Origin of the sequence: Pseudomonas sp. B1-22 (assembly GCF_050474425.1) — a bacterium.
GTDB lineage: Bacteria > Pseudomonadota > Gammaproteobacteria > Pseudomonadales > Pseudomonadaceae > Pseudomonas.
Window position 1 is genome coordinate 990,698 of the sequence record NZ_JBCHVH010000002.1, and the last position, 19,205, is coordinate 1,009,902.

Consider the following 19,205-nt stretch of genomic DNA (forward strand, 5'->3'; position numbering starts at 1 on the left):
AGGGCGTACAACCGTTCGCGGTTGTACGCCGTTTCACCGTGATTATCGTCGGCGCCATGGCCAAACTCGGCGCGCCCTGAAACCAAGGCTAAACGGCGTATAACGTCGAACGTTATACGCCCTACATGTCGTCCAGCATCAAGCCGGCGTCAGGCACTCCGGCCCATTGCACGCGGGATCGTTGACGAAGTGCGCCAGCACCTGCTCGCGCAACTTCGCCAGGGGCAATTGCAGCAACTCCAGCAAGCGCGCCCGGTCCGTCTCGTTCGACAGCCACTGCGCCTGCTCCGCCTCATCGAGGATCAGCGGCCGGCGCATGTCCCCGGCTGCCTGGGTGACCATCGCCACGCTGTAGTAGACATGGCCCTCCACCGGATAGGCCTCCCACACTGCAGCGAAACAGATCAACCCGCCCCCGGATATCCAGTGCGGCCGCTTGCGCACGCCGCGCCACTCGTAGAAACCGTTGGCCGGCAGCAGGCAGCGGCGCTGGACGAAGGCGTCGCGGAACATCGGCTGCTCGGCAATAGTTTCGGCGCGGGCATGGGCCGGGGTGCGCGACAGGTCCTTCAACCAGGCCGGCGTCAGGCCCCAGCGCGCCAGGTCGGCGCAGCGCGCACCGCCCTCTTCGCGCAGCATCAGCACGCGGGCGCCGGGGGCGAGGTTCCACTGCGGCTGCAGGTCCGCGGGAAACCCGGCGCTCTGGGCAAGTTCACGGTTCCAGCGGAACAGGGCATAGCGGCTGGTCATGGGCAGTCGTTCAGGGCGCGGGAAGGATCAATCAGCACAGCAGGACGCCAGGGCCAGCCTCGTTGTCATCGGCAGGCCCCGGAAGGGGTTGCGCGGCATTGTACGCGGCGATCAGCGCCCGCGCCCGTTCGGCATGCTCATCCTCGACCCACAGGTGCAGCAGGCCCATGCCCGGCAGCTCGCCAATGCCGCCCAGCAGGTGGCGCCCGCCCAGGTGCGACGAAATGCCCTCATTGGCCAGCATTCCACCCAACAGTTCGGCTTCGATCAGGTCGGCGGGTTCGTAGATTCGCTGCATCAGTCGTCCTCGCGCTGGACTTCCAGGGACCACTCCACACCGTCGGTGTACAGCTGGAACAGGATCGGCCGGCAACACACCGGACAATCTTCATAGTAGCGCTGGTCGCCACCGGAAAGGTCAAGCACGGCCTCCGCCGGCTCGCCGCAATAGGGGCAGGTATAGGCCTGACTTTCGAGCATCGCTGGTTCCCCTGTGACTTCCGTTTATAATCGCGCGGTCTTTCAGGCTGCCCGGTTCGACCGTTCGGTCCCCAGGCAACCCTCCGAGCTGTCTACTTCGCGGCTTGGCCCGTGATACCCACAAAAAATTCATAGAGAGCATGATGGGCGAGTTCGAAGCCATCCGACCGTATAACGACGCCGAAGTCCCGGCCGTCCTGCAACGCCTGCTGAGCGATGACGCCTTCCTCGGCGCGCTGGCGCGTTACCGCTTCCCCCGTCTGTCCGGTCCGCTCGGCTGGCTGCTCAGACCTCTTATAGCTCATCGCCTGGCCCGTGAAGTCACCGGCATCCGCACCGTCATCGCGCTGCAGGACAAGATCGAGCCCTACGTCGACCGCACCATCGAGCACGCCACCGACGGGGTCACCTACTCCGGCGTCGAGCGCCTGAAGCCCGGCTGCGCGTACCTGTTCATCGCCAACCACCGCGACATCGTGATGGACCCGGCCTTCTGCAACTACGCGATCTATCACGCCAAGCTGCCGACGCCGCGCATCGCCATCGGCGACAACCTGCTGCAGAAGCCGTTCGTCAGCGACCTGATGCGCCTGAACAAGAGCTTCATCGTGCACCGCTCGATCACCGGCCGGCGCGAAAAGCTGGCGGCGTACCAGAAGCTCTCGGCCTACATCAATCACTCGATCCGCGAGGATGGCCAGTCGATCTGGATCGCCCAGGCCGAAGGCCGCGCCAAGGACGGAGATGACCGTACCGATTCGGCGATCCTCAAGATGTTCCACATGAGCCGCAAGGACGAGCCGTTCGCCGAGGTGATCCGCGAGCTGCACCTGATTCCGGTGTCGATCAGCTACGAATACGACCCCTGCGACGCCGCCAAGGCCCGCGAGCTATACACCCGCGCCACCACCGGCGGATACACGAAAGCACCGGGCGAGGACGACCGCAGCATCGTGCAGGGCATCACCGGCTACAAGGGCCGGGTGCACATCAACTTCGGCGAGCAGATCACCGGGGAGTTCAGCGACACCAAGCAGCTTGCCGCCGAATTGGACCGGCAGATCCTCGGCAACTATCGGCTGTTTCCGGTGCACTACCTGGCCTACGAGGCCTCCGCGCTGCGCGATCCGGCGCTGCAGGTGCCCACCGCCGCCAGCCTGTTCAAGGACGAGGAGCTGCGCCGCGCGCGCACCGAATGGGAGCGCCGCCTGGCGGAATGCCCCGCCGAGCAGCGCGCGCATCTGATCCTGCAATATGCCAACCCGGTACTGAACCAGTACCGCTTGAAGCAGGCATGAAAAAAGGCGCCCTCGGGCGCCTTTTTCAATGGTGGCTGATCACAGCCGCGTGCTGTACCAGCTGACCGCCAGCGCCAACGCCATGCAGGCGAAGCCGAAGCGGTAGAAGAAGCGGTTCAGGCGCAACGTCGGCTGGAAGCTGTCCAGCGGTATCGGCTGCACTTCGCTTTCGGAAGCCAGACGCGCCAGGGCCAGGCGCTCGCGCCGACGGGTCGCCAGCAACAGCCAGGCGCCGGCCAGGGCGAAGAACAGGGCCAGGTCGTTCACGATTCGACCGGGATGGGCCTGGAGCAGATTCCAGAGCGCCTGCAGCGACATCACAACCTCCGCTTGGGGACTACACACCAGTTATCGCGAAGGAAAGCCGGGGGTGAGCCTACTGATGAACGGGCATCGCCCGTCATGGATGAGAAACAATCGTCGCGCATTTTATCCGCAGGCCAGTCATCACAGCCAGCGCGTAACGCTTAATTACGACGAGCGTAAGAATTATCGAGAAATGGTCTAAGACCGCCCTCGCGCCTTGGCACGCGATTGGCTTCTACGGTTTTACCGACCCGGTCCTTCGCTAGGAGATTCGTCATGCTCGACATCGTTCCTCACGAAAACACCTACCTGATCGAACACCTGGAAGAAATCGAGGCAGTCGTCATCGAACTGTCGTTCAACGTGCAGGATGACCACTGGATGGTCTACACCCAGGCCTGTGGCCACGAACACCTGGACCTGCCGGAACAGCACGAGCGCGCGCCGTTCTGCGACGTCGACCCGTACCGCCAGGCAGCCTGATCGCACAGCGTTCAGCCGCCCATGAAAAAGCCCGGCATTGGCCGGGCTTTTTCATTTCCGCGCAGAGCTTGCAGCGATCAGCGCTGATTCAGCGTCTGGCCGATGCTCGGGTCGCGGAACACACGGTTCAGGGCATCGCTGAGCACGTCGCTCACCAGCTTGCTGTTGGTCTGCTCGTTGGGCGCCATGCCGAAGCGCTGGTTCAGCGCTGCGCCGTAACGGCCACTGTAGTGCCGCGCGCTGCTCTGCACGTCGACACGGAAGGTGGCGCCGATGTCGGCCTCGGTGACATACACGCCTTCCTTGGGCGACTGGTACTTCAGCTCAGTCAGGGTCAGGGTCAGCTGCGGTGCGTTGTAGGCGTTGGGCGAGGGCGTGAAGCCCAGCAGGCGCACGGCGGTCTCGGCCTGCAGTTGCAGCTTGGGAATCAGGTCCTGGCTGCGCACGGTGAGCTGGCTGGTTTCGGAATACAGGCCGCCACGGGTACCCAGCGCGGTGCTGGGACGACCGTCGACGACCTTGACCACCACCGGCTGGCCCTGGCCAACGGCAGCGACGGGGCCCTTGAACACCGGGTCCGGGTTGAGTTGTTGCGGGCTGAGTGCACAGCCGGTCAGGGTCAGGCTGGCAGCAGCGATAAAGCTGAGCAACAAGCGTTGCAGCATGCTCATCTCTCCATGGGTTGGCGATGGGCCGGCAGTATACCGGCCGTCAGCGCGAGCAGATAGCGCCTGGCCATTGGACGCGGAACCCGTTCTCAGGGTTCCCGACGGGCGCGGCCACATGCCGTATTGACCCGCCTTGAGGCGAGGCGCACCAAGGCGGGGCGAAAAATGCAAATCAAGGGGTAAACCCTAGGAAAAAAGTCTAAGGTGCAGGGCTTTTTTTCTGTTTCGCCGTTATAATCGCCCCCCGATTATAAGGACGCCTCCAGATCGGGCCCCGCACGATGCCGACACACCGTGTCTCGCCTCTGCCACCCCTCAAAGAGAGTCGCCACTCGCCTCGGTCACTGGCCGTCGCGCTTAACGTTCGTTGCGCAGAACGCTTGGCAAGGATGCAGCCGCCCGCTCCGTACGGAGACCGGACCGGCCCGCAACGACGATCCCCTTTGAGTTTCACGCCTCCAAAAGAGCGTGATTTGAAGGTTTTTCACTACTTCACGAGAGTGTGGCGAGCAATGAAGAGTTTTGCGTCGGTAGCAGCACCATTAACGTCTGTCCCCGCAGCACTGAATCGCTTTTTCGGCACCGGAAGCCGCGCATAAGCGCCCACCCGATGCACTTGCGGATGCCCTGATCGTCCGCCGTGGATTGCCGAGCGAAGGTGCACCTTTCCCCTCCTCCAATCCCGGCTCCCGGCATTCGCGGATGGTCGCACGCGACCTGAGAAGAATTCGGACTGGCGGCTGAAAAGCCCCCGTCACAACTGGCTGCTGATAGTTTTTTGGAGACGCGTTAATGGCGCAGAACGATTACGAATCGATGGACGTGTTGCTGGTAGGCGCCGGCATCATGAGCGCAACCCTGGCTGTCCTGCTCAAGGAAGTCGATCCTAGCGTGAAGCTCGAGATCGTCGAACTGCAGGAATCCGGGGCCATCGAGAGTTCCAACCCGTGGAACAACGCCGGTACCGGCCACGCCGGCCTCTGCGAGCTGAACTACACCCCGCAGGCCGCCGACGGCTCGATCGACATCAAGAAGGCGGTGAACATCAACGCCCAGTTCGAGGTGTCCAAGCAGTTCTGGGCCTACCTCGCCGGGAAGGATGCCTTCGGTTCGCCGCGCAACTTCATCAACCCCGTTCCGCACATGAGCTTCGTGCGTGGCAAGGACATTCCGTTCCTGAAGAAGCGTTTCGAGCTGCTCAGCCAGCACCACGCCTTCACCTCGATGGAATACACCGAGGACCGCGCGAAGATCGCCGAGTGGGCCCCGCTGACTATTCCCGGCCGCCCGGCCGACGAGCAGGTTGCGATGACCCGCGTGGAAAGCGGCACCGACGTCAACTTCGGCGCCCTGACCAACCAGCTGCTGGGCTACCTCACCAGCCGCGAAGGCAGCGAAGTCAGCTACTTCCAGCGGGTCGTGGGCCTGGAGCGCAACGGCGACGGCTGGCTGGTGGACATCAAGAACACCCAGTCCGGCGAGTCCCGCAAGGTCAAGGCGAAGTTCGTCTTCCTCGGCGCTGGCGGCGGCGCGCTGCCGCTGCTGCAGATGTCCGGCATCCCGGAAAGCAAGGGCTTCGGCGGCTTCCCGGTGAGCGGCCAGTGGCTGCGTTGCGACAACCCGGAAGTGGTCAAGCACCACCAGGCCAAGGTCTACAGCCAGGCCGAAGTGGGCGCCCCGCCGATGTCCGTACCGCACCTGGACACCCGCGTGGTCGACGGCAAGACCTCCCTGCTGTTCGGCCCCTACGCCGGCTTCTCCACCAAGTTCCTGCGCCACGGTTCGTTCCTCGACCTGCCGCTCTCGGTACGCACCAGCAACCTGCTGCCGATGCTCGCCGTGGCCCGCGACAACATGGACCTCACCCGCTACCTGGTGAAGGAAGTCATGCAGTCGATGGACCAGCGCATCGAAGCCCTGCGCAAGTTCTACCCGGAACTGAACCCGGCCGACTGGCGCCTCGAAACCGCCGGCCAGCGCGTACAGATCATCAAGAAGGACCCGAAGAAAGGCGGCATCCTGCAGTTCGGTACCGAACTGGTGGCGGCCCAGGACGGCAGCATCGCCGCCCTGCTCGGCGCCTCGCCGGGCGCCTCGGTGACCGTGTCGATCATGCTGGGCCTGCTGGAGCGCTGCTTCCCCGAGCGCTACACGTCGGCCGAGTGGACCGCGAAGCTCAAGGAGATCTTCCCGGCCCGCGAGAAGCAGCTGGAAACCGACGCCGAGGTCTACCGCGAAGTCAACCAGATGACCGCCGACCGTCTGCAGATCGTCGCCGCGTCCTGAGCCTTGCGCTCATGAAAAAGCCCGCCTTCTGGCGGGCTTTTTCGTTTCTGCGTTCGTTCCACGTGCGGGGGTCAGTGGCAGCTGACCATCCAGCCGACGCCGAAGCGGTCGGTGAGCATGCCGAAGCGCTGCGCCCAGAAGGTCTTCTCCAGCGGCATGTCCACCCGCCCCTCCTCCGCCAAGGCGGCGAACGCCTGCTCCGCCGCCACCACGCTGCGCAGCGACAGGTGCAGGGAAAATCCATTGAAGGTGGCGTTGTGTTCGCCCCGGCCATCGGACAGGAAGATTTCGGTTTCGCCGATGCGCAGGCTGGCGTGCATCACCTTGTCCATCCAGCCGTCGGGTACCGGCGAGGGGCCGGGTGCCTCCTCAAAGCGCATCAGTGCCCCCAGTTGGGCACCCACAGCATGTTGGTAAAAGGCAATGGCCTCATCGGCGCGACCATGGAAAAACAGATAGGGCTGTACTTGCACGGCTTCGTCCTCGCCTTGTCGTTATCGTTCTGGGAAGAAGTCTAGGCGGGGATTCGGCGGTGGGGTGCACGACGGTGCCCCACTGTAGGAGCGCGCCATGCGCGCGATCGCGGGCATCGCCCGCTCCTACAAGGGGCTGCAGAGGCGGCAGAAACGAAAAAGCCCGCACAAGGCGGGCTTTTCCAGCGACTCGAACCGATCAGCCGCGAGCGGCCTTGATCACTTCGATGTAAGGCTCGGCCTGACGCTGGTCCTGGATCAGGGCAATGAAGTCATTACCCTGGGCATCCTTGGCGGACAGGTCGTAACCCGCCTCGACGAAGAAGCCGACGAAGCGCTCGAAGTCGTCGATACGCAGGCCGCGGTAGGCCTTGACCAGCTTGTGCAGGGACGCCGGGGTGTCATCGGCCGGTTCCACGTCGAGGAACAGCTTGATGGCGTCGTCGTTGATCTCTTCGCCAATCACCTGCTTCTTGTCTTTACGCATCGCTCGCTTCTCTCTACGGCTGTCTCGGGAATCGCGGCCGGCATCGGCTCAGGCCGGGCACCACGGTCGGGCAGTTTAACCCTGCGCGGTGGCGCCGCTCAACGCGCGCGCACCGCCCCAGTGTGCAGGTCGGCCCAGATATGGCCGTTGCCGTAGCTGAGGAACTGCACGTAGACGGTGCCGTTGCGCAGCAGGTCGAGCAGCCTGGGATAGGACGCCTGAGGGTAGTAGAGGCTGAGCACGCGGGTCTTCTCGTCGTAGACCGGCTTTTTCAGGCTCTTGCCCTCGGCATCGAAGCTGATCACCACCTGGCTGATCTGTGCACCCTTGTTCAGCGGCTTGCCTTTCAGGCGCACTATCGACGGCGTGGTGATCGGGATCGGCTGCTGGTTGGATTGGCGCTGGTTGCCCAGCACCACGCTGTATTCGGTAACCTGCAGCAGTTGCTGCTGCTCCGGTTCGCCCTGGCGCAGGCCGGCATCGTCCGGCGGCAGGAACTGGCTGTGCATCGGCGCGGCAAACGCCGCGAGGGGTAGACAGAGCGCCAGCGCCAACGCGGCGCCCGGAATGCGAACGGACATCATCACCTCCGCGGAACAGGGCCGAGCACTCTAGCACGCACCCGAAGCACCACGACAGGCGCGCATGGCATGGCCGCCGATACATTGATAGCCTTCGACATGAACAACCTCTCGCATCGAAAGGATCCGATCAGACCATGCTGCACAACGTCTCCGACCTCGACTTGCGCCTGCTGCGCATCTTCGCCTGCGTGGTGCGCTGCGGCGGCTTCTCCGCGGCGCAAGGCGAGCTGGGCATGGGCCAGTCGACCATCAGCACGCACATCGCCAGCCTGGAGACCCGCCTGGGCTATCGCCTGTGCGAGCGAGGCAAGAGCGGTTTCCGCCTGACCGAGAAAGGCGAGCGGGTGCTGGACTACGCGCAGAACCTGTTCGCCGCGCTGGGTGACTTCCGCGATCAGGTACAGTCATTGGCCGGGCGTCTGGTCGGCGAGCTGCACCTGGGCATGGCCGACAACGTCGCCACCCTGCCCGGCGCGCGCATCCACCAGACCCTGGCGCGCTTCCATCGCCGCGACCAGGACGTTCGCCTGCACTTCCTCATCGAGTCGTCCACCGAGCTGGAGCGCCTGGTGCTCAGCGGCCGCCTGCACCTGGCCATCGCCTGCTTCAGCCGGCGCCTGCCCAACCTGCGCTACGAGCCGCTGTACCACGAACGGGTGGCGGTGTTCTGCGGGCGCGAGCATCCGCTGTTCGGCAAGGACGTGACGGACGCCGCCGAGCTGGAAAGCTGCAACTGGATTCAGCACGGCTATGCGGTAGCCGACGTGCAATTGCCGGCCGATCCGCAACGCAGCACCGCCTTCACCCAGCATATGGAAGCGGTACTCCATGCGGTACGCGCCGGTACTCACCTGGGCTACCTGCCGACCCACTACGCCGAGCGCTGGGTGCAGCAGGGCGAGATGCGTGCGCTGCTGCCGGACAGCCTCGGCTACGGCATCACCCACAGCCTGGTGGTGCGTGACGAACCGGGGCACAACGAAGCGCTCCAGGCGCTGGTGGAGGACCTGCGCCTGGAGCACGGAGCAGCACCGATCAGCGCGGCACGGTGATGTGCTTGATGTCGAAGAACGCCGACAAGCCCCACGGACCCAGCTCGCGTCCGATGCCGCTACGCTTGCCACCGCCCCAGGAGGTCTGCGGGAACACCACTTGCGGCGAGTTCAGCCAGACGTTGCCGGCCTCCAGGTTCTCGGCGACGCGCTGGGCGCGCGCAACGTCCGCGCTGCACACGGTGGCGGCCAGGGCGAAGTCGCTGTCGTTGGCCTGACGCAGGGCATCGGCCTCATCGCTGAAGGTGCGCACGCAGAGTACCGGGCCGAAGATTTCCTCGCGCCACAGTCGGCTGTCCGCCGGTACGTCGGTGTACACGGTCGGCTGGATGAACCAGCCCTCGGTCGCTTCGCCGCCGGTCAGGCAGGCCAGGCCTTCGTCGCGGGCCACCGCGAAGTAGTCGAGCACCTTGCGGTACTGCGCTTCGCTGGTCATCGGGCCCATGTCGGTCTCGCCCAGTAGCGAATCGCCAACGCGCAGGCCTTCCACCGCAACCTTCAGCTTCTCCAGCAGCGGCGCGGCGATGGACGCCTGCACCAGCAGGCGCGAGGTGGCGGAGCACATCTGCCCGGCGTTCCAGTAGACTCCGGCGATGATCCACTGCACGGCTTCGTCCAGGTCGCAATCCTCGAACACCAGGATCGGCGACTTGCCGCCCAGCTCCAGCCCCACCGGCAGGGTGCGCGCGGCGGCGGCTTCCATGACCTTGCGACCGACGACGTTACTGCCGGTGAAGGACAGCTTGGCGATGCCCGGATGGCTGCACAGCGCCGCGCCGGCATCGGCCAGGCCCGGCACCAGGTTCAGCACGCCGGCCGGCAGACCGATGGCGTCGGCGACCTCGCCCAGCACCAGTTCGATCAGCGGGGTGATTTCCGAGGGTTTGAGCACCACGGTGCAGCCCGCCGCCAGTGCCGGCGCGACTTTCCAGGCGCTGGTCACCAGCGGGAAGTTCCACGGCACAATCAGGCCGACCACGCCGATGGGCTCGAAGCGGGTCTGCGAGCGGTAGCCGGCGTCCGGCAGGGCGACTTCGGCGTTCTGCCGGGCGTCCAGCTGGTCGGCCAGCTCGGCGTAGTAGGCGAAGGTGGCGATGGCGTCGCCGATGTCGATTTCGGCTTCCAGGCGCGGCTTGCCGCTGGCCTGCATCTGCAGGGTGATCAGGGCTTCGCGGCGGGCGTCGAGCTGCTCGGCGAAGGCGCGCAGGTAACCGGCGCGCTGGGCTGCCGAGGTCTGGCGCCAGTCGGCGAAAGCGCGCTTGGCGGCAGCGACGGCGCGCTCCACGTCGGATGCGCCGGCACAGGCGGCTTCCGGCAGCGCTTCACGGGTGGCGGGCGCGATCGGGCGCAGGACGGCGCCGCTGTCGGCGGCCTGCCATTGGCCATCGATATAAAGGAGACGGGACATGCGAACCTCAGGCGGATATCAGTGAGGGTCGCAGGATAGGCGGGGCATGCATCGGCAAAAATGCGAATCAGCCCATGCATGCATCGACGCTACTCGATGCATGACTTGGCGTAGGAGCGGACTCTGTCCGCGATGTGTTCGCCTAACACCCTGACAAAAAGGAGCGGCGGTGAGTCGATCGCGGACGGAGTCCGCTCCTACGCGCGTGCGAAAATCAGGCAGGGAATTGGGAGCGCATCCACGCCAGGTATTCGGCCGCGCCCGGCTCACCCTCACGCGGCGCCCACTGTCCACGCTCGTTCTCGCTCATCGGCACGAACGGGCCGGCCTTGGCTTCGAACATGACGCTGTCCGGCTCCAGCGCCACGATGGCGTGGAAAGTACCTGGCGGCAGGTCCGCGCCGACGCACTCGCCACCCGCGCGCAGCACGCGGGTAGTCAGCAGTTCGCCGCTGTCGGAAAAGATCAGCAGGCCCAGCGCGCCCTTCACCACCAGCAGGCTTTCGGCCTTGTCCGGGTGGCGATGGCAGTGCGGCGGGATGTAGCTGTCCGGCTGCAGCGCATTGAGCAGGCGATGGCAAGGCTCGGTCTGCTCATGGAAGTTGTGGTTCTGCCGGCGCCGTGGACTGGCAGCGGCCTTGGCCGCGACCTCGTCGAACAGCGCACTGTCGAGAAAACGCGGCCCGCTCATCGTCAGAGGCCTTTTACGGCGAAGATGCCAGCAGCGTTACGCCAGTAGCCCTTGTAGTCCATGCCGTAACCGAAGATGTAGCGGTCGATGCAGGACAGCCCCACGTAGTCGGCCTTCAGGTCCGGGCGGGCCTTGCGGTCGTGGTCCTTGTCGATCAGCACGGCGGTGTGCACGCGCTTGGCACCGGCGTGCTTGCAGAAGTCGATGATCGCCGAAAGGGTGTGCCCTTCGTCGAGGATGTCATCGATGATCAGCACGTCGCGGTCGATGAAGGAGATTTCCGGCTTGGCCTTCCAGAACAGCTCACCGCCGGTGGTCTCGTTGCGGTAACGGGTCGCATGCAGGTAGGAGGATTCCAGCGGGAAATTCAGCAGCGGCAGCAGCTTGCCGGCGAAGATCAGGCCGCCGTTCATCACGCAGAACACCACCGGATTGGTCTCGGCCAGGGAGCCGTTGATGGCCTCGGCCACGCGGGCGATGGCGGCTTCCACCTCGGCATTGGTGTACAGGCAGTCGGCTTCGGCCATGACTTGGCGAATGTGCGCGAGATCGACGGACATTGGGGGTTCTCCGGTGAAAAAGTGCGCAAAGGTACCTATCGGCGTGCCCTGGGGCAAGGGTCAGCGGACGAAAGTCCCCGACAATCGTGGCCCAAGATAGCTAGGATGCATTACGCTACCGCAATTTTTTTGCCAGCCCGTCCGGAGACCCCGTCCATGCCCGTACTCGAGATTCGTCATCCCCTGATCCGCCACAAGATCGGACTGATGCGCCGTCACGATATCAGTACCAAGAATTTCCGCGAGCTGGCCCAGGAAGTAGGCGCCCTGCTGACCTACGAGGCGACCAAGGACCTGCCGCTGGAAAACTACGAGATCGAAGGCTGGGCCGGCCCCGTTACGGTGGAGAAGATCGCCGGCAAGAAGATCACCGTGGTGCCGATCCTGCGCGCCGGCATCGGCATGCTCGACGGCGTGCTCAGCCTGATTCCGGGCGCCAAGGTCAGCGCCGTCGGGGTTGCGCGCAACGAGGAAACCCTCGAAGCGCACACCTACCTGGAAAAGCTGGCGCCGGACATCGCCGAGCGCCGCTCGCTGATCATCGACCCGATGCTGGCCACCGGCGGCTCCATGGTCGCCACCATCAACCTGCTGAAGAAAGCCGGCAGCAAGGACATCCGCGCCATGGTGCTGGTGGCGGCGCCGGAAGGGATCAAGGCAGTCAACGATGCGCATCCGGACGTGCTCATCTATACCGCCTCGATCGACAAGTGCCTGAACGAGCACGGTTACATCATGCCGGGCCTGGGCGATGCCGGTGACAAGATCTTCGGCACCAAGCAGAAGGACGCCTGATTCATGGCCGATGAATTCAACGATCCGCTGTGGCGCCAGGTCATCTCCGGCGCGCAAATGCTCTTCGTGGCCTTCGGCGCGCTGGTGCTGATGCCGCTGATCACCGGCCTGGACCCGAACGTCGCGCTGTTCACCGCCGGCTTCGGCACCCTGATGTTCCAGATCGTCACCGGCCGCCAGGTGCCGGTGTTCCTCGCGTCGAGCTTCGCCTTCATCACCCCGATCATCCTCGCCAAGGGCCAGTTCGGCCTGGCCGCGACCATGGGCGGCGTGGTGGCGGCGGGCTTTGTCTACACCTTCCTGGGCCTGGCGGTGAAGATCAAGGGCACCGGTTTCATCGACCGCCTGCTGCCGCCGGTGGTGATCGGCCCGGTGATCATCTCCATTGGCCTGGCCATGGCGCCGATCGCCGCCAACATGGCGATGGGCAAGGCCGGTGACGGCAGCGAGCTGATCCCCTACAAGACCGCCATGCTGATCTCCATGCCGGCGCTGGTCACCACCCTCATCGTCGCCGTGTTCGGCAAGGGCATGCTGCGCCTGGTGCCGATCATCGCCGGCGTGCTGGTGGGCTACGGCCTGTCCTTCGCCTTCGGCGTGGTCGACGTGGCGAAGATCGTTGCCGCGCCCTGGCTGGAACTGCCGAAGTTCACCGCGCCGGAGTTCAACTGGCAGGCCATCCTGTTCATCGTCCCGGTGGCGCTGGCCCCGGCCATCGAGCACATCGGCGGCGTCATCGCCGTGGGCGGCGTGACCGGCAAGAACTACCTGAAGACCCCGGGCCTGCACCGCACTCTGCTGGGCGACGGCATCGCCACCTCCGCCGCCGGCCTGTTCGGCGGCCCGCCGAACACCACCTACGCGGAAGTGACCGGCGCGGTGATGCTGACCAAGAACTACAACCCGAAGATCATGACCTGGGCGGCGGTGTTCGCCATCGGCCTGGCCTTCATCGGCAAGTTCGGCGCCATCCTGCAGAGCATCCCGGTACCGGTGATGGGCGGCATCCTCTGCCTGCTGTTCGGCACCATCGCCTCGGTGGGCATGAACACCCTGATCCGCCACAAGGTCGACCTGTCCCAGGCGCGCAACCTGTGCATCGTCTCGGTGACCCTGGTGTTCGGCATCGGCGGCGTGCTGATCGGCACCGGCACCGGCCCGGACGACTTCGGCCTGAAGGGCATCGCCCTGTGCGCCATCGTCGCCATCCTGCTCAACCTGATCCTGCCCGGCGAGGAAGGCTGGGAGAACAAGGCGCTGGAAGAAGGCGCCGGCGTCTCTTCAGCCGAGAAATCCGCCGAGTGAGCCTTGGGCGCCGCCACACGGCGGCGCCCAGCCCACGGAAAGTTCGGCGAACGCAGTCCCGCGCTGACGGTCCACTCTGCATGAAACAGCGATTCACCCCGCACACTTCCCCGTTCCACGCTGCCCTGCCCATCGCCCCGCCCCTGCCGGAGGCGCGCCCGTGAGTCGCGGCTGGTGGCTGCTGCTGGGCCTGATCGGCGCCTCGCTGATCCCCCTGGCCCTGGGCGGCCGGCAGATGCTCACCCAGGTCCTGGCGTTCCCCCTGGACAGCCTGCTGATCATGTTCGGCATGATCCTGCTGTGCTGGCTGATCAACGCGCAGAAGCTGCGCGTGCTGCTCAACGGCCGCGCCGGCGACATCGGTCGGGCCCAGTCGGTGGGCATCATCATGGCGTCGGAGTTCGCCTTCTACGCCACCCCGGGCGGCACCGGCGGCCCGCTGACGCTGATGGCCCTGCTCTCGCGCCACGGCATGCGCCCGGCGCACAGCAGCGCGATCTTCGCCGTGGACCAGCTCAGCGACCTGATGTTCTTCCTCTGCGCGCTGGCGGCGGTGCTGGTATGGGCTCTGTCCCACAGCGTGAGCCCGAACCTGGAAACCTCGCTGATCACCAGCGGCGCGCTGCTGGGCGGCATCCTCTTCGGCGTGGTGCTGCTGGCGCGCTTCCAGCGCCGGGCGATCAAGGCTATCGGCCGCCTGCTCGCACGCCTGGGCATGAAGCCGCGCAGGCGCCTGCACTGGGCACGCAAATGCCTGCACTTCCGCGACACCCTGGTGAGCAGCCTGCGTCAGCCGAAACGGCGCCTGGGGCTGATCTTCTTCCTCACCTGCTGTCACTGGACGCTGCGCTTCTCGGTGCTTTACCTCACCCTGCGTGCCATGGGCGTGGACCTGCACTGGGCCTGGACCTTCCTGATCCAGTTGCTGTCGCTGGCCGCCGGCCTGGCTACCCTGCTGCCCGGTGGTGCCGGCGGCACCGAGCTGACCTCCGCCGCACTGCTCGCCCCACTGGTGGGCAAATCGACCGCGGCCGCGGCTATCCTCATCTGGCGCGTGGTGACCTACTACTTCTATCTGGTGATGGGCGCGCCGGTATTCGCCCTGCTGGCGGGGCGGCCGTTGCTGCGCAAGTTGATCGGGCTGCGGGAAAAAGACTGAGACCCTATTTACGATCTGTTGCGCGTCGGCCGTAGGGCGTTGGAAACCGCCCTCAGATGCTCATTTACAGCTGTAAACTCCGCTCTTCGGGCGTTTTCCGCCTTCTACTGCTCTAGCTCACAAGATCGTAAACAGGCTCTGAGCCTCAGTCTTCGGAAGGCTTGTCGCCTTCGGATGGCGTTTTCGGCTTGAGCGAATCCCAGAGTTCGGCGGCGCCGGGAAACTCGGTGCCATCGTCCTCGCTCAGGGCGTCGGGGTCGTAGCGGCGGACACAGCCTTCGCCCAGGGTGAGCGGCGGGGTGGCGGTGCCGGGGTTCTTCGGGTCGCTCATCGCGGCACACTCCGGTTGGGCGCAGCGCCGGCCGTCAGGCGACGGCAGGCGCGTGCGGAGTACCCAGTGTAGCGAACGACCGACTGCGGATCAGTCGAACACCACGGTCTTGTTGTCGTGCACCAGCACGCGGTCTTCCAGGTGATAGCGCAGGCCGCGGGCCAGCACCAGCTTTTCCACGTCCTTGCCCAGGCGCACCAGGTCCTCGACGTTGTCGCGGTGGGTGATGCGCACCACGTCCTGCTCGATGATCGGGCCGGCGTCCAGCTCCTCGGTCACGTAGTGGCAGGTCGCGCCGATCAGCTTCACGCCGCGCAGCGAGGCCTGGTGGTACGGCTTGGCGCCGACGAAGGACGGCAGGAAGCTGTGGTGGATGTTGATCACCTGGTGGCGGTACTTCTGGCACAGGTCCGGCGGCAGGATCTGCATGTAGCGCGCCAGCACCACGTTGTCGGCCTGGTGCTCGTCGATCAGGCGCGACACCTGCTCGAAGGCCGGTTGCTTGTTCTTCGGGTCCACCGGAACGTGGAAGTACGGAATGCCGTGCCACTCCACCATGCTGCGCAGATCGTCATGGTTGGCGATCACGCAGGGGATCTCGCAATCCAGCTCGCCGCTGTGCCAGCGGTGCAGCAGGTCGGCCAGGCAGTGCGATTCGCGGCTGGCCATCAGCACCACGCGCTTCTTCACCGACGAGTCGGTGATACGCCATTCCATGGAGAACTCGCGCGCGATGGGCGCGAAGGCCTGGCGGAAGCCATCGAGGTCGAACGGCAGGGAGTCGGCACGGATTTCATGCCGCATGAAGAACCAGCCGTTGTCATTATCGGAATGGTGACTGGCCTCGGTGATCCAGCCGTTGTAAGTGGCCAGGAAATTACTCACCTTGGCGACGATGCCGACCCCGTCGGGGCAGGCGATCACCAGTCGAAAAGTGCGCATGGGTGTACTCCAGATACATCGCGAAGGCCGCCATTCTAGCGGCTGGAGGGGAAAAGTTCAGCATTGCCCGGGAGCGGTCGACGAGAGCCAATTAGGGCGGGCGCCAAGTAATCCGGTTAAATCCCTCTGGCTAATAACTTAAATACTTGACTAATTACCCACAAAAGTTTTCTCCGCAGTTTACTTGAACAACTGCGCTGACTATTATGGGTGCTACAAACTATCCGCCACCGCTGGACCTCAAGAATAAGGTACCCAACATGTCGCTGATCAACGAGTACCGCGCCACCGAAGAAGCCATCAAGGAACTTCAAGAGCGCCTGAAATCCCTCGAACAGGACGACAAGCTGAAGAAAGAGCTTGAGTTCGAAGAGAAACTCCGCGCACTGATGGGCAGCTACGGCAAATCCCTGCGCGATATCATCGCCCTGCTCGATCCGGACGCGAAGCTGAGCAAATCGCCGCGTGCCGCGAAGAGCACCGTGAGCAAGCGCGCTCGCAAGGTCAAGCAATACAAGAACCCGCACACCGGCGAAGTCATCGAGACCAAGGGCGGCAACCACAAGACCCTCAAGGAATGGAAGGCCAAGTGGGGCGCCGAGGCCGTCGAAGGCTGGGCCACGCTGCTGGGCTAAGCGCTTCGCGCAATAAAGAACGCCAGCCTTGCGCTGGCGTTTTTTATTGCCTGCCGAACGCTAGAGGCCATAGCGCTCGCGCAACGCGAGTGCATACTTCGCCCAGGCTTCAAGCACCGCGCGGTTTTCCGCACCGGCATTACTCATCTGTTCGGCCATTGCGCTGTCGAAGTTCGACAGAGTATTGGGCGCCCCCCACTCTGGCGCACTCAGGCGCGCACGGCAGAAGTCCTGCCATTGTTGCTGTTCGGTGGCAGACAAAGTTTCCGGAAAATTACGTGCGCGGTATCGGAACAGAAGTTCTGGAAGTCGCGGATCATCGAACGGCCATTGTTCTTTGGTCAGTCGCTCGGGATCTGCCTGGCGCACCTGTTCGCACAACCGGCGATCCCGATCTCCGATAAATCCGTCGTACAACTGCTGCTCCGGGTCCTCGCTCGCGGCGAAACTTTCCTCGGCATAGATCGGCGCCAGTTTGTCCTGCCAGAGCGCCTTGGCCTGCACCAGGGTTTGCGCAGTCTTCAGGCATCCGTCCAGGTCCAGGCCGATGCGTTCGCGATCCTGCGGGCGGAGCACCTTCAATGGCGCCACCACCGGGCAGCGATTGATATGCAGGAGTTTCAACGGCACCGGCAGTTCGCCTTCGGCCAGTTCATCCCGGCGCGTATACAGGCGCTGGCGCAGAGTCTCGGCGTCCAGGTCCAGCAGGGGCGCAGGATCGGCGGCCAGGTCGCAGACGATCAGGGCATTGCGGTTGCGCGGGTGCCAGCCCAGCGGCAGGACCACTGACAGATAGTGGCGCGCGCCGGAGAAGCGCCCGGACACGTGCACCAGCGGCTCGTGCAGGCGGATCTGGTCCAGCACGCCCTGCTTGCTGCGCAGGCGGTAGAGGTAGTCGTAGAGCTTGGGTTGGCGGTCACGGATCAGCCGCGCCAGGGCGATGGTCGCGCGCACGTCCGACAGGGCGTCGTGGGCCTGGCCGTGTTCGATGCCATTGGCGACGGTGAGCCGGTCCAGCTTCAGGCTGACCACGCCATCCTGTTCGGGCCAGACGATGCCCTCCGGACGCAGGGCGTAACAGGTGCGCACCATGTCGATCAGGTCCCAGCGGCTGTTGCCGCCCTGCCACTCGCGGGCATAGGGATCGAAGAAGTTGCGGTACAGGCTGTAGCGCGTCATCTCGTCGTCGAAGCGCAGGGTGTTGTAGCCCGCGACGCAGGTGCCCGGCTGCGCCAGCTCGGCATGCAGGCGAGTCATGAACTCGGCTTCGCCCAGGCCGCGCTCTTCCAGGCGATCCGGGGTTATCCCGGTGACCAGGCAGGCCGCCGGATGGGGGAGGATGTCGTCGCTGGGACGGCAGTAGAGGTTCAGCGACTCGCCGATCTCGTTGAGCGCCTCGTCGGTGCGGATACCGGCAACCTGCAGCGGCCGGTCGCGGCGCGGGTCGATGCCGGTGGTTTCGTAGTCGTACCAGAAGATACTGGCGGTCATGGCGCGTTTCCTTGCCTGCGTGCGGTTGCGCCGCAGTCTAACAGTGCACCCGGCCGCACTTCCAAACCACGGCGCTGGCTCGTGGCCAAGCGCCATCCTATGCTTCACCGCGAATGGACTCATCTGAAGGAAAGGAACTGCCATGCAAGAAATCTCTGCGCAGAATCCCTACAGCCCGCCGCAAAGCGACCTGCAATCCAGCCCGTCCGCACTGGCGGTCCCCTCCGTGGAGGAGGCCCTCGCCCGTGGCTACGACTTCTCGATTGGCGAGGTGATCAGCGAAGCGTGGAAGCGGGTCAAGGGGATGAAGGGGCTGCTGATCGCAGCCACGCTGGTCTACATCGTGGCAATCCAGACGATCAGCTTCGCCTTCGGCCTGGCACTGGGGCTCGGATTCGGCGTGACGGAATCCCAGACGCCGATGGGACAAGTCGCACAAGTAATTGCGAGCATTCTCGCCGGAGCCGTCTGCTATCCCCTGGCCGCCGGGGTTGCCATGCTCGGCATCCGCCGCGCCGCCGACCAGAAGGTCTCCTTCGACGAGATGTTCAGCCACTTCGCACTGTTCGTCCCGCTGCTCGTCACCGGCCTGCTGATGACGCTGCTGATGTACGTCGGGTTGCTGCTGCTGATCATTCCCGGCCTCTACCTGAGCCTCGCCTACCAACTGGCGATTCCGCTGGCGGTCGAGCGCAAGCTCAGCCCCTGGCAGGCGCTGGAAGCCTCGCGCAAGGCGATTACCCGGCACTGGTTCAAGATCCTCGGCCTGTACCTCACCCTCTGCCTGATCACGTTCCTCAGCATGCTGCCGCTGGGCATCGGCCTGGTGTGGACGATTCCGCTGCTGATCATTTCCGGCGGCGTGCTGTACCGGCGGATATTCGGCGTACTGCCGCCCGCCAATTGAACCCCGTTCGCCAATTGCCGCCAGCGCGGTTGCCTCGCCGCAGCGCGCTGGCTAGCATCTGCCTTCCAGCCATCGATAGCGACTCCCCTTGACCGCAGCCGCCGCTCCACGCCC

23 protein-coding genes are annotated in these 19,205 nt (G+C 64.8%); 9 read left to right on the plus strand and 14 right to left on the minus strand.

Going from position 1 to position 19,205, the window contains the following annotated elements; all coding sequences use genetic code 11:
- Positions 1-138: 138 nt before the first annotated feature.
- Genes ACQ5BL_RS11385 through ACQ5BL_RS11395 form a run of 3 tightly spaced genes read right to left on the minus strand, consistent with a single transcriptional unit; the run spans position 139 to position 1,230 of the window.
- On the minus strand, positions 139-750 hold the full coding sequence (locus ACQ5BL_RS11385) for an SOS response-associated peptidase (RefSeq protein WP_243806466.1): 612 nt from the start codon (positions 748-750) through the stop codon (positions 139-141).
- Between the two features lie 31 nt (positions 751-781).
- Complete coding sequence (locus ACQ5BL_RS11390; RefSeq protein WP_207885993.1) at positions 782-1,048, minus strand: DUF2007 domain-containing protein; 267 nt, start codon at positions 1,046-1,048, stop codon at positions 782-784.
- Complete coding sequence (locus tag ACQ5BL_RS11395; protein ID WP_207885994.1) at positions 1,048-1,230, minus strand: CPXCG motif-containing cysteine-rich protein; 183 nt, start codon at positions 1,228-1,230, stop codon at positions 1,048-1,050. Before ACQ5BL_RS11395 ends, ACQ5BL_RS11390 begins: the two co-directional genes overlap by 1 nt.
- 140 nt (positions 1,231-1,370) lie before the next feature.
- On the opposite strand from ACQ5BL_RS11395, the gene ACQ5BL_RS11400 reads away from it, so the two are divergent.
- Positions 1,371-2,528, plus strand: coding sequence for a 1-acyl-sn-glycerol-3-phosphate acyltransferase (locus tag ACQ5BL_RS11400; protein WP_243806468.1), 1,158 nt, complete (start codon positions 1,371-1,373; stop codon positions 2,526-2,528).
- Between the two features lie 39 nt (positions 2,529-2,567).
- Here the strand turns inward: ACQ5BL_RS11400 and ACQ5BL_RS11405 are convergent, their stop codons facing one another.
- Positions 2,568-2,846 (minus strand): hypothetical protein, encoded by a 279-nt coding sequence (locus tag ACQ5BL_RS11405; protein ID WP_207885996.1) that lies wholly within the window; start codon positions 2,844-2,846, stop codon positions 2,568-2,570.
- A 264-nt stretch (positions 2,847-3,110) separates the two neighbouring features.
- Between ACQ5BL_RS11405 and ACQ5BL_RS11410 the strand changes: the two genes are divergently transcribed.
- Positions 3,111-3,317, plus strand: coding sequence for a hypothetical protein (locus ACQ5BL_RS11410; RefSeq protein WP_207885997.1), 207 nt, complete (start codon positions 3,111-3,113; stop codon positions 3,315-3,317).
- Positions 3,318-3,394: 77 nt separating this feature from the next.
- Here the strand turns inward: ACQ5BL_RS11410 and ACQ5BL_RS11415 are convergent, their stop codons facing one another.
- Complete coding sequence (locus ACQ5BL_RS11415) at positions 3,395-3,982, minus strand: YajG family lipoprotein (RefSeq protein WP_207885998.1); 588 nt, start codon at positions 3,980-3,982, stop codon at positions 3,395-3,397.
- A gap of 795 nt (positions 3,983-4,777) precedes the next feature.
- Between ACQ5BL_RS11415 and mqo the strand changes: the two genes are divergently transcribed.
- A complete protein-coding gene (mqo, locus tag ACQ5BL_RS11420) occupies positions 4,778-6,271 on the plus strand; it encodes a malate dehydrogenase (quinone) (RefSeq protein ID WP_243806470.1) in 1,494 nt (497 codons plus the stop codon).
- Between the two features lie 71 nt (positions 6,272-6,342).
- Here mqo and ACQ5BL_RS11425 read toward each other — a convergent pair whose 3' ends face one another.
- From ACQ5BL_RS11425 to ACQ5BL_RS11435, 3 genes are all read right to left on the minus strand, one after another.
- Positions 6,343-6,744 carry a VOC family protein gene (locus ACQ5BL_RS11425; protein WP_243806472.1) on the minus strand — a complete coding sequence of 134 codons (402 nt, stop codon included), beginning with the start codon at positions 6,742-6,744 and terminating at the stop codon, positions 6,343-6,345.
- Between the two features lie 199 nt (positions 6,745-6,943).
- Positions 6,944-7,231 (minus strand): PA4642 family protein, encoded by a 288-nt coding sequence (locus ACQ5BL_RS11430; RefSeq protein WP_205337322.1) that lies wholly within the window; start codon positions 7,229-7,231, stop codon positions 6,944-6,946.
- Positions 7,232-7,329: 98 nt separating this feature from the next.
- Entirely contained in the window at positions 7,330-7,812 is a 483-nt protein-coding gene (locus ACQ5BL_RS11435; protein WP_243806474.1) for a hypothetical protein, read from the minus strand.
- Positions 7,813-7,949: 137 nt separating this feature from the next.
- Between ACQ5BL_RS11435 and ACQ5BL_RS11440 the strand changes: the two genes are divergently transcribed.
- Entirely contained in the window at positions 7,950-8,867 is a 918-nt protein-coding gene (locus ACQ5BL_RS11440; RefSeq protein WP_243806476.1) for a LysR family transcriptional regulator, read from the plus strand.
- Here the strand turns inward: ACQ5BL_RS11440 and ACQ5BL_RS11445 are convergent.
- The 3 genes from ACQ5BL_RS11445 to ACQ5BL_RS11455 form a co-directional block, all read right to left on the minus strand.
- Complete coding sequence (locus tag ACQ5BL_RS11445) at positions 8,851-10,275, minus strand: aldehyde dehydrogenase family protein (protein WP_243806478.1); 1,425 nt, start codon at positions 10,273-10,275, stop codon at positions 8,851-8,853. The two genes, ACQ5BL_RS11440 and ACQ5BL_RS11445, sit on opposite strands and share 17 nt — an antisense overlap.
- A 214-nt stretch (positions 10,276-10,489) precedes the next feature.
- Positions 10,490-10,966, minus strand: a complete 477-nt coding sequence (locus tag ACQ5BL_RS11450; RefSeq protein WP_243806480.1) for a WbuC family cupin fold metalloprotein — start codon at positions 10,964-10,966, stop codon at positions 10,490-10,492.
- Positions 10,967-10,968: 2 nt separating this feature from the next.
- Complete coding sequence (locus ACQ5BL_RS11455; RefSeq protein WP_207886005.1) at positions 10,969-11,526, minus strand: hypoxanthine-guanine phosphoribosyltransferase; 558 nt, start codon at positions 11,524-11,526, stop codon at positions 10,969-10,971.
- 156 nt (positions 11,527-11,682) lie between these two features.
- Here ACQ5BL_RS11455 and upp point away from each other — a divergent pair, with 156 nt between their 5' ends.
- From upp to ACQ5BL_RS11470, 3 genes are all read left to right on the plus strand, one after another.
- Complete coding sequence (gene upp, locus ACQ5BL_RS11460; protein ID WP_207886006.1) at positions 11,683-12,321, plus strand: uracil phosphoribosyltransferase; 639 nt, start codon at positions 11,683-11,685, stop codon at positions 12,319-12,321.
- A gap of 3 nt (positions 12,322-12,324) precedes the next feature.
- On the plus strand, positions 12,325-13,626 hold the full coding sequence (locus tag ACQ5BL_RS11465) for a uracil-xanthine permease family protein (protein ID WP_243806482.1): 1,302 nt from the start codon (positions 12,325-12,327) through the stop codon (positions 13,624-13,626).
- A gap of 160 nt (positions 13,627-13,786) precedes the next feature.
- Complete coding sequence (locus ACQ5BL_RS11470; protein ID WP_243806484.1) at positions 13,787-14,785, plus strand: lysylphosphatidylglycerol synthase transmembrane domain-containing protein; 999 nt, start codon at positions 13,787-13,789, stop codon at positions 14,783-14,785.
- A 145-nt stretch (positions 14,786-14,930) separates the two neighbouring features.
- Here ACQ5BL_RS11470 and ACQ5BL_RS11475 read toward each other — a convergent pair whose 3' ends face one another.
- Together ACQ5BL_RS11475 and purU are read right to left on the minus strand one after the other, a co-directional pair.
- The gene (locus ACQ5BL_RS11475) at positions 14,931-15,116 is read right to left on the minus strand and encodes a hypothetical protein (RefSeq protein ID WP_243806486.1); all 186 of its coding nucleotides are present in this window, start codon (positions 15,114-15,116) and stop codon (positions 14,931-14,933) included.
- Between the two features lie 90 nt (positions 15,117-15,206).
- Positions 15,207-16,058, minus strand: a complete 852-nt coding sequence (gene purU, locus ACQ5BL_RS11480) for a formyltetrahydrofolate deformylase (protein WP_207886010.1) — start codon at positions 16,056-16,058, stop codon at positions 15,207-15,209.
- A 260-nt stretch (positions 16,059-16,318) separates the two neighbouring features.
- Here purU and mvaT point away from each other — a divergent pair, with 260 nt between their 5' ends.
- Complete coding sequence (gene mvaT / locus ACQ5BL_RS11485; RefSeq protein WP_152225797.1) at positions 16,319-16,693, plus strand: histone-like nucleoid-structuring protein MvaT; 375 nt, start codon at positions 16,319-16,321, stop codon at positions 16,691-16,693.
- 60 nt (positions 16,694-16,753) lie between these two features.
- Here mvaT and sbcB read toward each other — a convergent pair whose 3' ends face one another.
- Positions 16,754-18,184, minus strand: coding sequence for an exodeoxyribonuclease I (gene sbcB / locus ACQ5BL_RS11490; protein ID WP_243806487.1), 1,431 nt, complete (start codon positions 18,182-18,184; stop codon positions 16,754-16,756).
- Positions 18,185-18,326: 142 nt separating this feature from the next.
- On the opposite strand from sbcB, the gene ACQ5BL_RS11495 reads away from it, so the two are divergent.
- On the plus strand, positions 18,327-19,091 hold the full coding sequence (locus tag ACQ5BL_RS11495) for a DUF975 family protein (RefSeq protein ID WP_243806488.1): 765 nt from the start codon (positions 18,327-18,329) through the stop codon (positions 19,089-19,091).
- Positions 19,092-19,205 lie beyond the last annotated feature (114 nt).

Bases quoted from the DNA above. Each gene is read 5' to 3' on its own strand.
- ACQ5BL_RS11390 (WP_207885993.1), bottom strand. From the start codon at position 1,048: ATGCAGCGAATCTACGAACCCGCCGACCTGATCGAAGCCGAACTGTTG.
- ACQ5BL_RS11405 (WP_207885996.1), bottom strand. From the start codon at position 2,846: ATGTCGCTGCAGGCGCTCTGGAATCTGCTCCAGGCCCATCCCGGTCGA.
- ACQ5BL_RS11410 (WP_207885997.1), top strand. From the start codon at position 3,111: ATGCTCGACATCGTTCCTCACGAAAACACCTACCTGATCGAACACCTG.
- upp (WP_207886006.1), top strand. From the start codon at position 11,683: ATGCCCGTACTCGAGATTCGTCATCCCCTGATCCGCCACAAGATCGGA.
- ACQ5BL_RS11435 (WP_243806474.1), bottom strand. From the start codon at position 7,812: ATGTCCGTTCGCATTCCGGGCGCCGCGTTGGCGCTGGCGCTCTGTCTA.
- sbcB (WP_243806487.1), bottom strand. From the start codon at position 18,184: ATGACCGCCAGTATCTTCTGGTACGACTACGAAACCACCGGCATCGAC.
- ACQ5BL_RS11450 (WP_243806480.1), bottom strand. From the start codon at position 10,966: ATGAGCGGGCCGCGTTTTCTCGACAGTGCGCTGTTCGACGAGGTCGCG.
- ACQ5BL_RS11475 (WP_243806486.1), bottom strand. From the start codon at position 15,116: ATGAGCGACCCGAAGAACCCCGGCACCGCCACCCCGCCGCTCACCCTG.
- ACQ5BL_RS11395 (WP_207885994.1), bottom strand. From the start codon at position 1,230: ATGCTCGAAAGTCAGGCCTATACCTGCCCCTATTGCGGCGAGCCGGCG.
- ACQ5BL_RS11400 (WP_243806468.1), top strand. From the start codon at position 1,371: ATGATGGGCGAGTTCGAAGCCATCCGACCGTATAACGACGCCGAAGTC.
- mqo (WP_243806470.1), top strand. From the start codon at position 4,778: ATGGCGCAGAACGATTACGAATCGATGGACGTGTTGCTGGTAGGCGCC.
- purU (WP_207886010.1), bottom strand. From the start codon at position 16,058: ATGCGCACTTTTCGACTGGTGATCGCCTGCCCCGACGGGGTCGGCATC.
- mvaT (WP_152225797.1), top strand. From the start codon at position 16,319: ATGTCGCTGATCAACGAGTACCGCGCCACCGAAGAAGCCATCAAGGAA.
- ACQ5BL_RS11465 (WP_243806482.1), top strand. From the start codon at position 12,325: ATGGCCGATGAATTCAACGATCCGCTGTGGCGCCAGGTCATCTCCGGC.
- ACQ5BL_RS11440 (WP_243806476.1), top strand. From the start codon at position 7,950: ATGCTGCACAACGTCTCCGACCTCGACTTGCGCCTGCTGCGCATCTTC.
- ACQ5BL_RS11455 (WP_207886005.1), bottom strand. From the start codon at position 11,526: ATGTCCGTCGATCTCGCGCACATTCGCCAAGTCATGGCCGAAGCCGAC.
- ACQ5BL_RS11445 (WP_243806478.1), bottom strand. From the start codon at position 10,275: ATGTCCCGTCTCCTTTATATCGATGGCCAATGGCAGGCCGCCGACAGC.
- ACQ5BL_RS11415 (WP_207885998.1), bottom strand. From the start codon at position 3,982: ATGCTGCAACGCTTGTTGCTCAGCTTTATCGCTGCTGCCAGCCTGACC.
- ACQ5BL_RS11495 (WP_243806488.1), top strand. From the start codon at position 18,327: ATGCAAGAAATCTCTGCGCAGAATCCCTACAGCCCGCCGCAAAGCGAC.
- ACQ5BL_RS11430 (WP_205337322.1), bottom strand. From the start codon at position 7,231: ATGCGTAAAGACAAGAAGCAGGTGATTGGCGAAGAGATCAACGACGAC.
- ACQ5BL_RS11385 (WP_243806466.1), bottom strand. From the start codon at position 750: ATGACCAGCCGCTATGCCCTGTTCCGCTGGAACCGTGAACTTGCCCAG.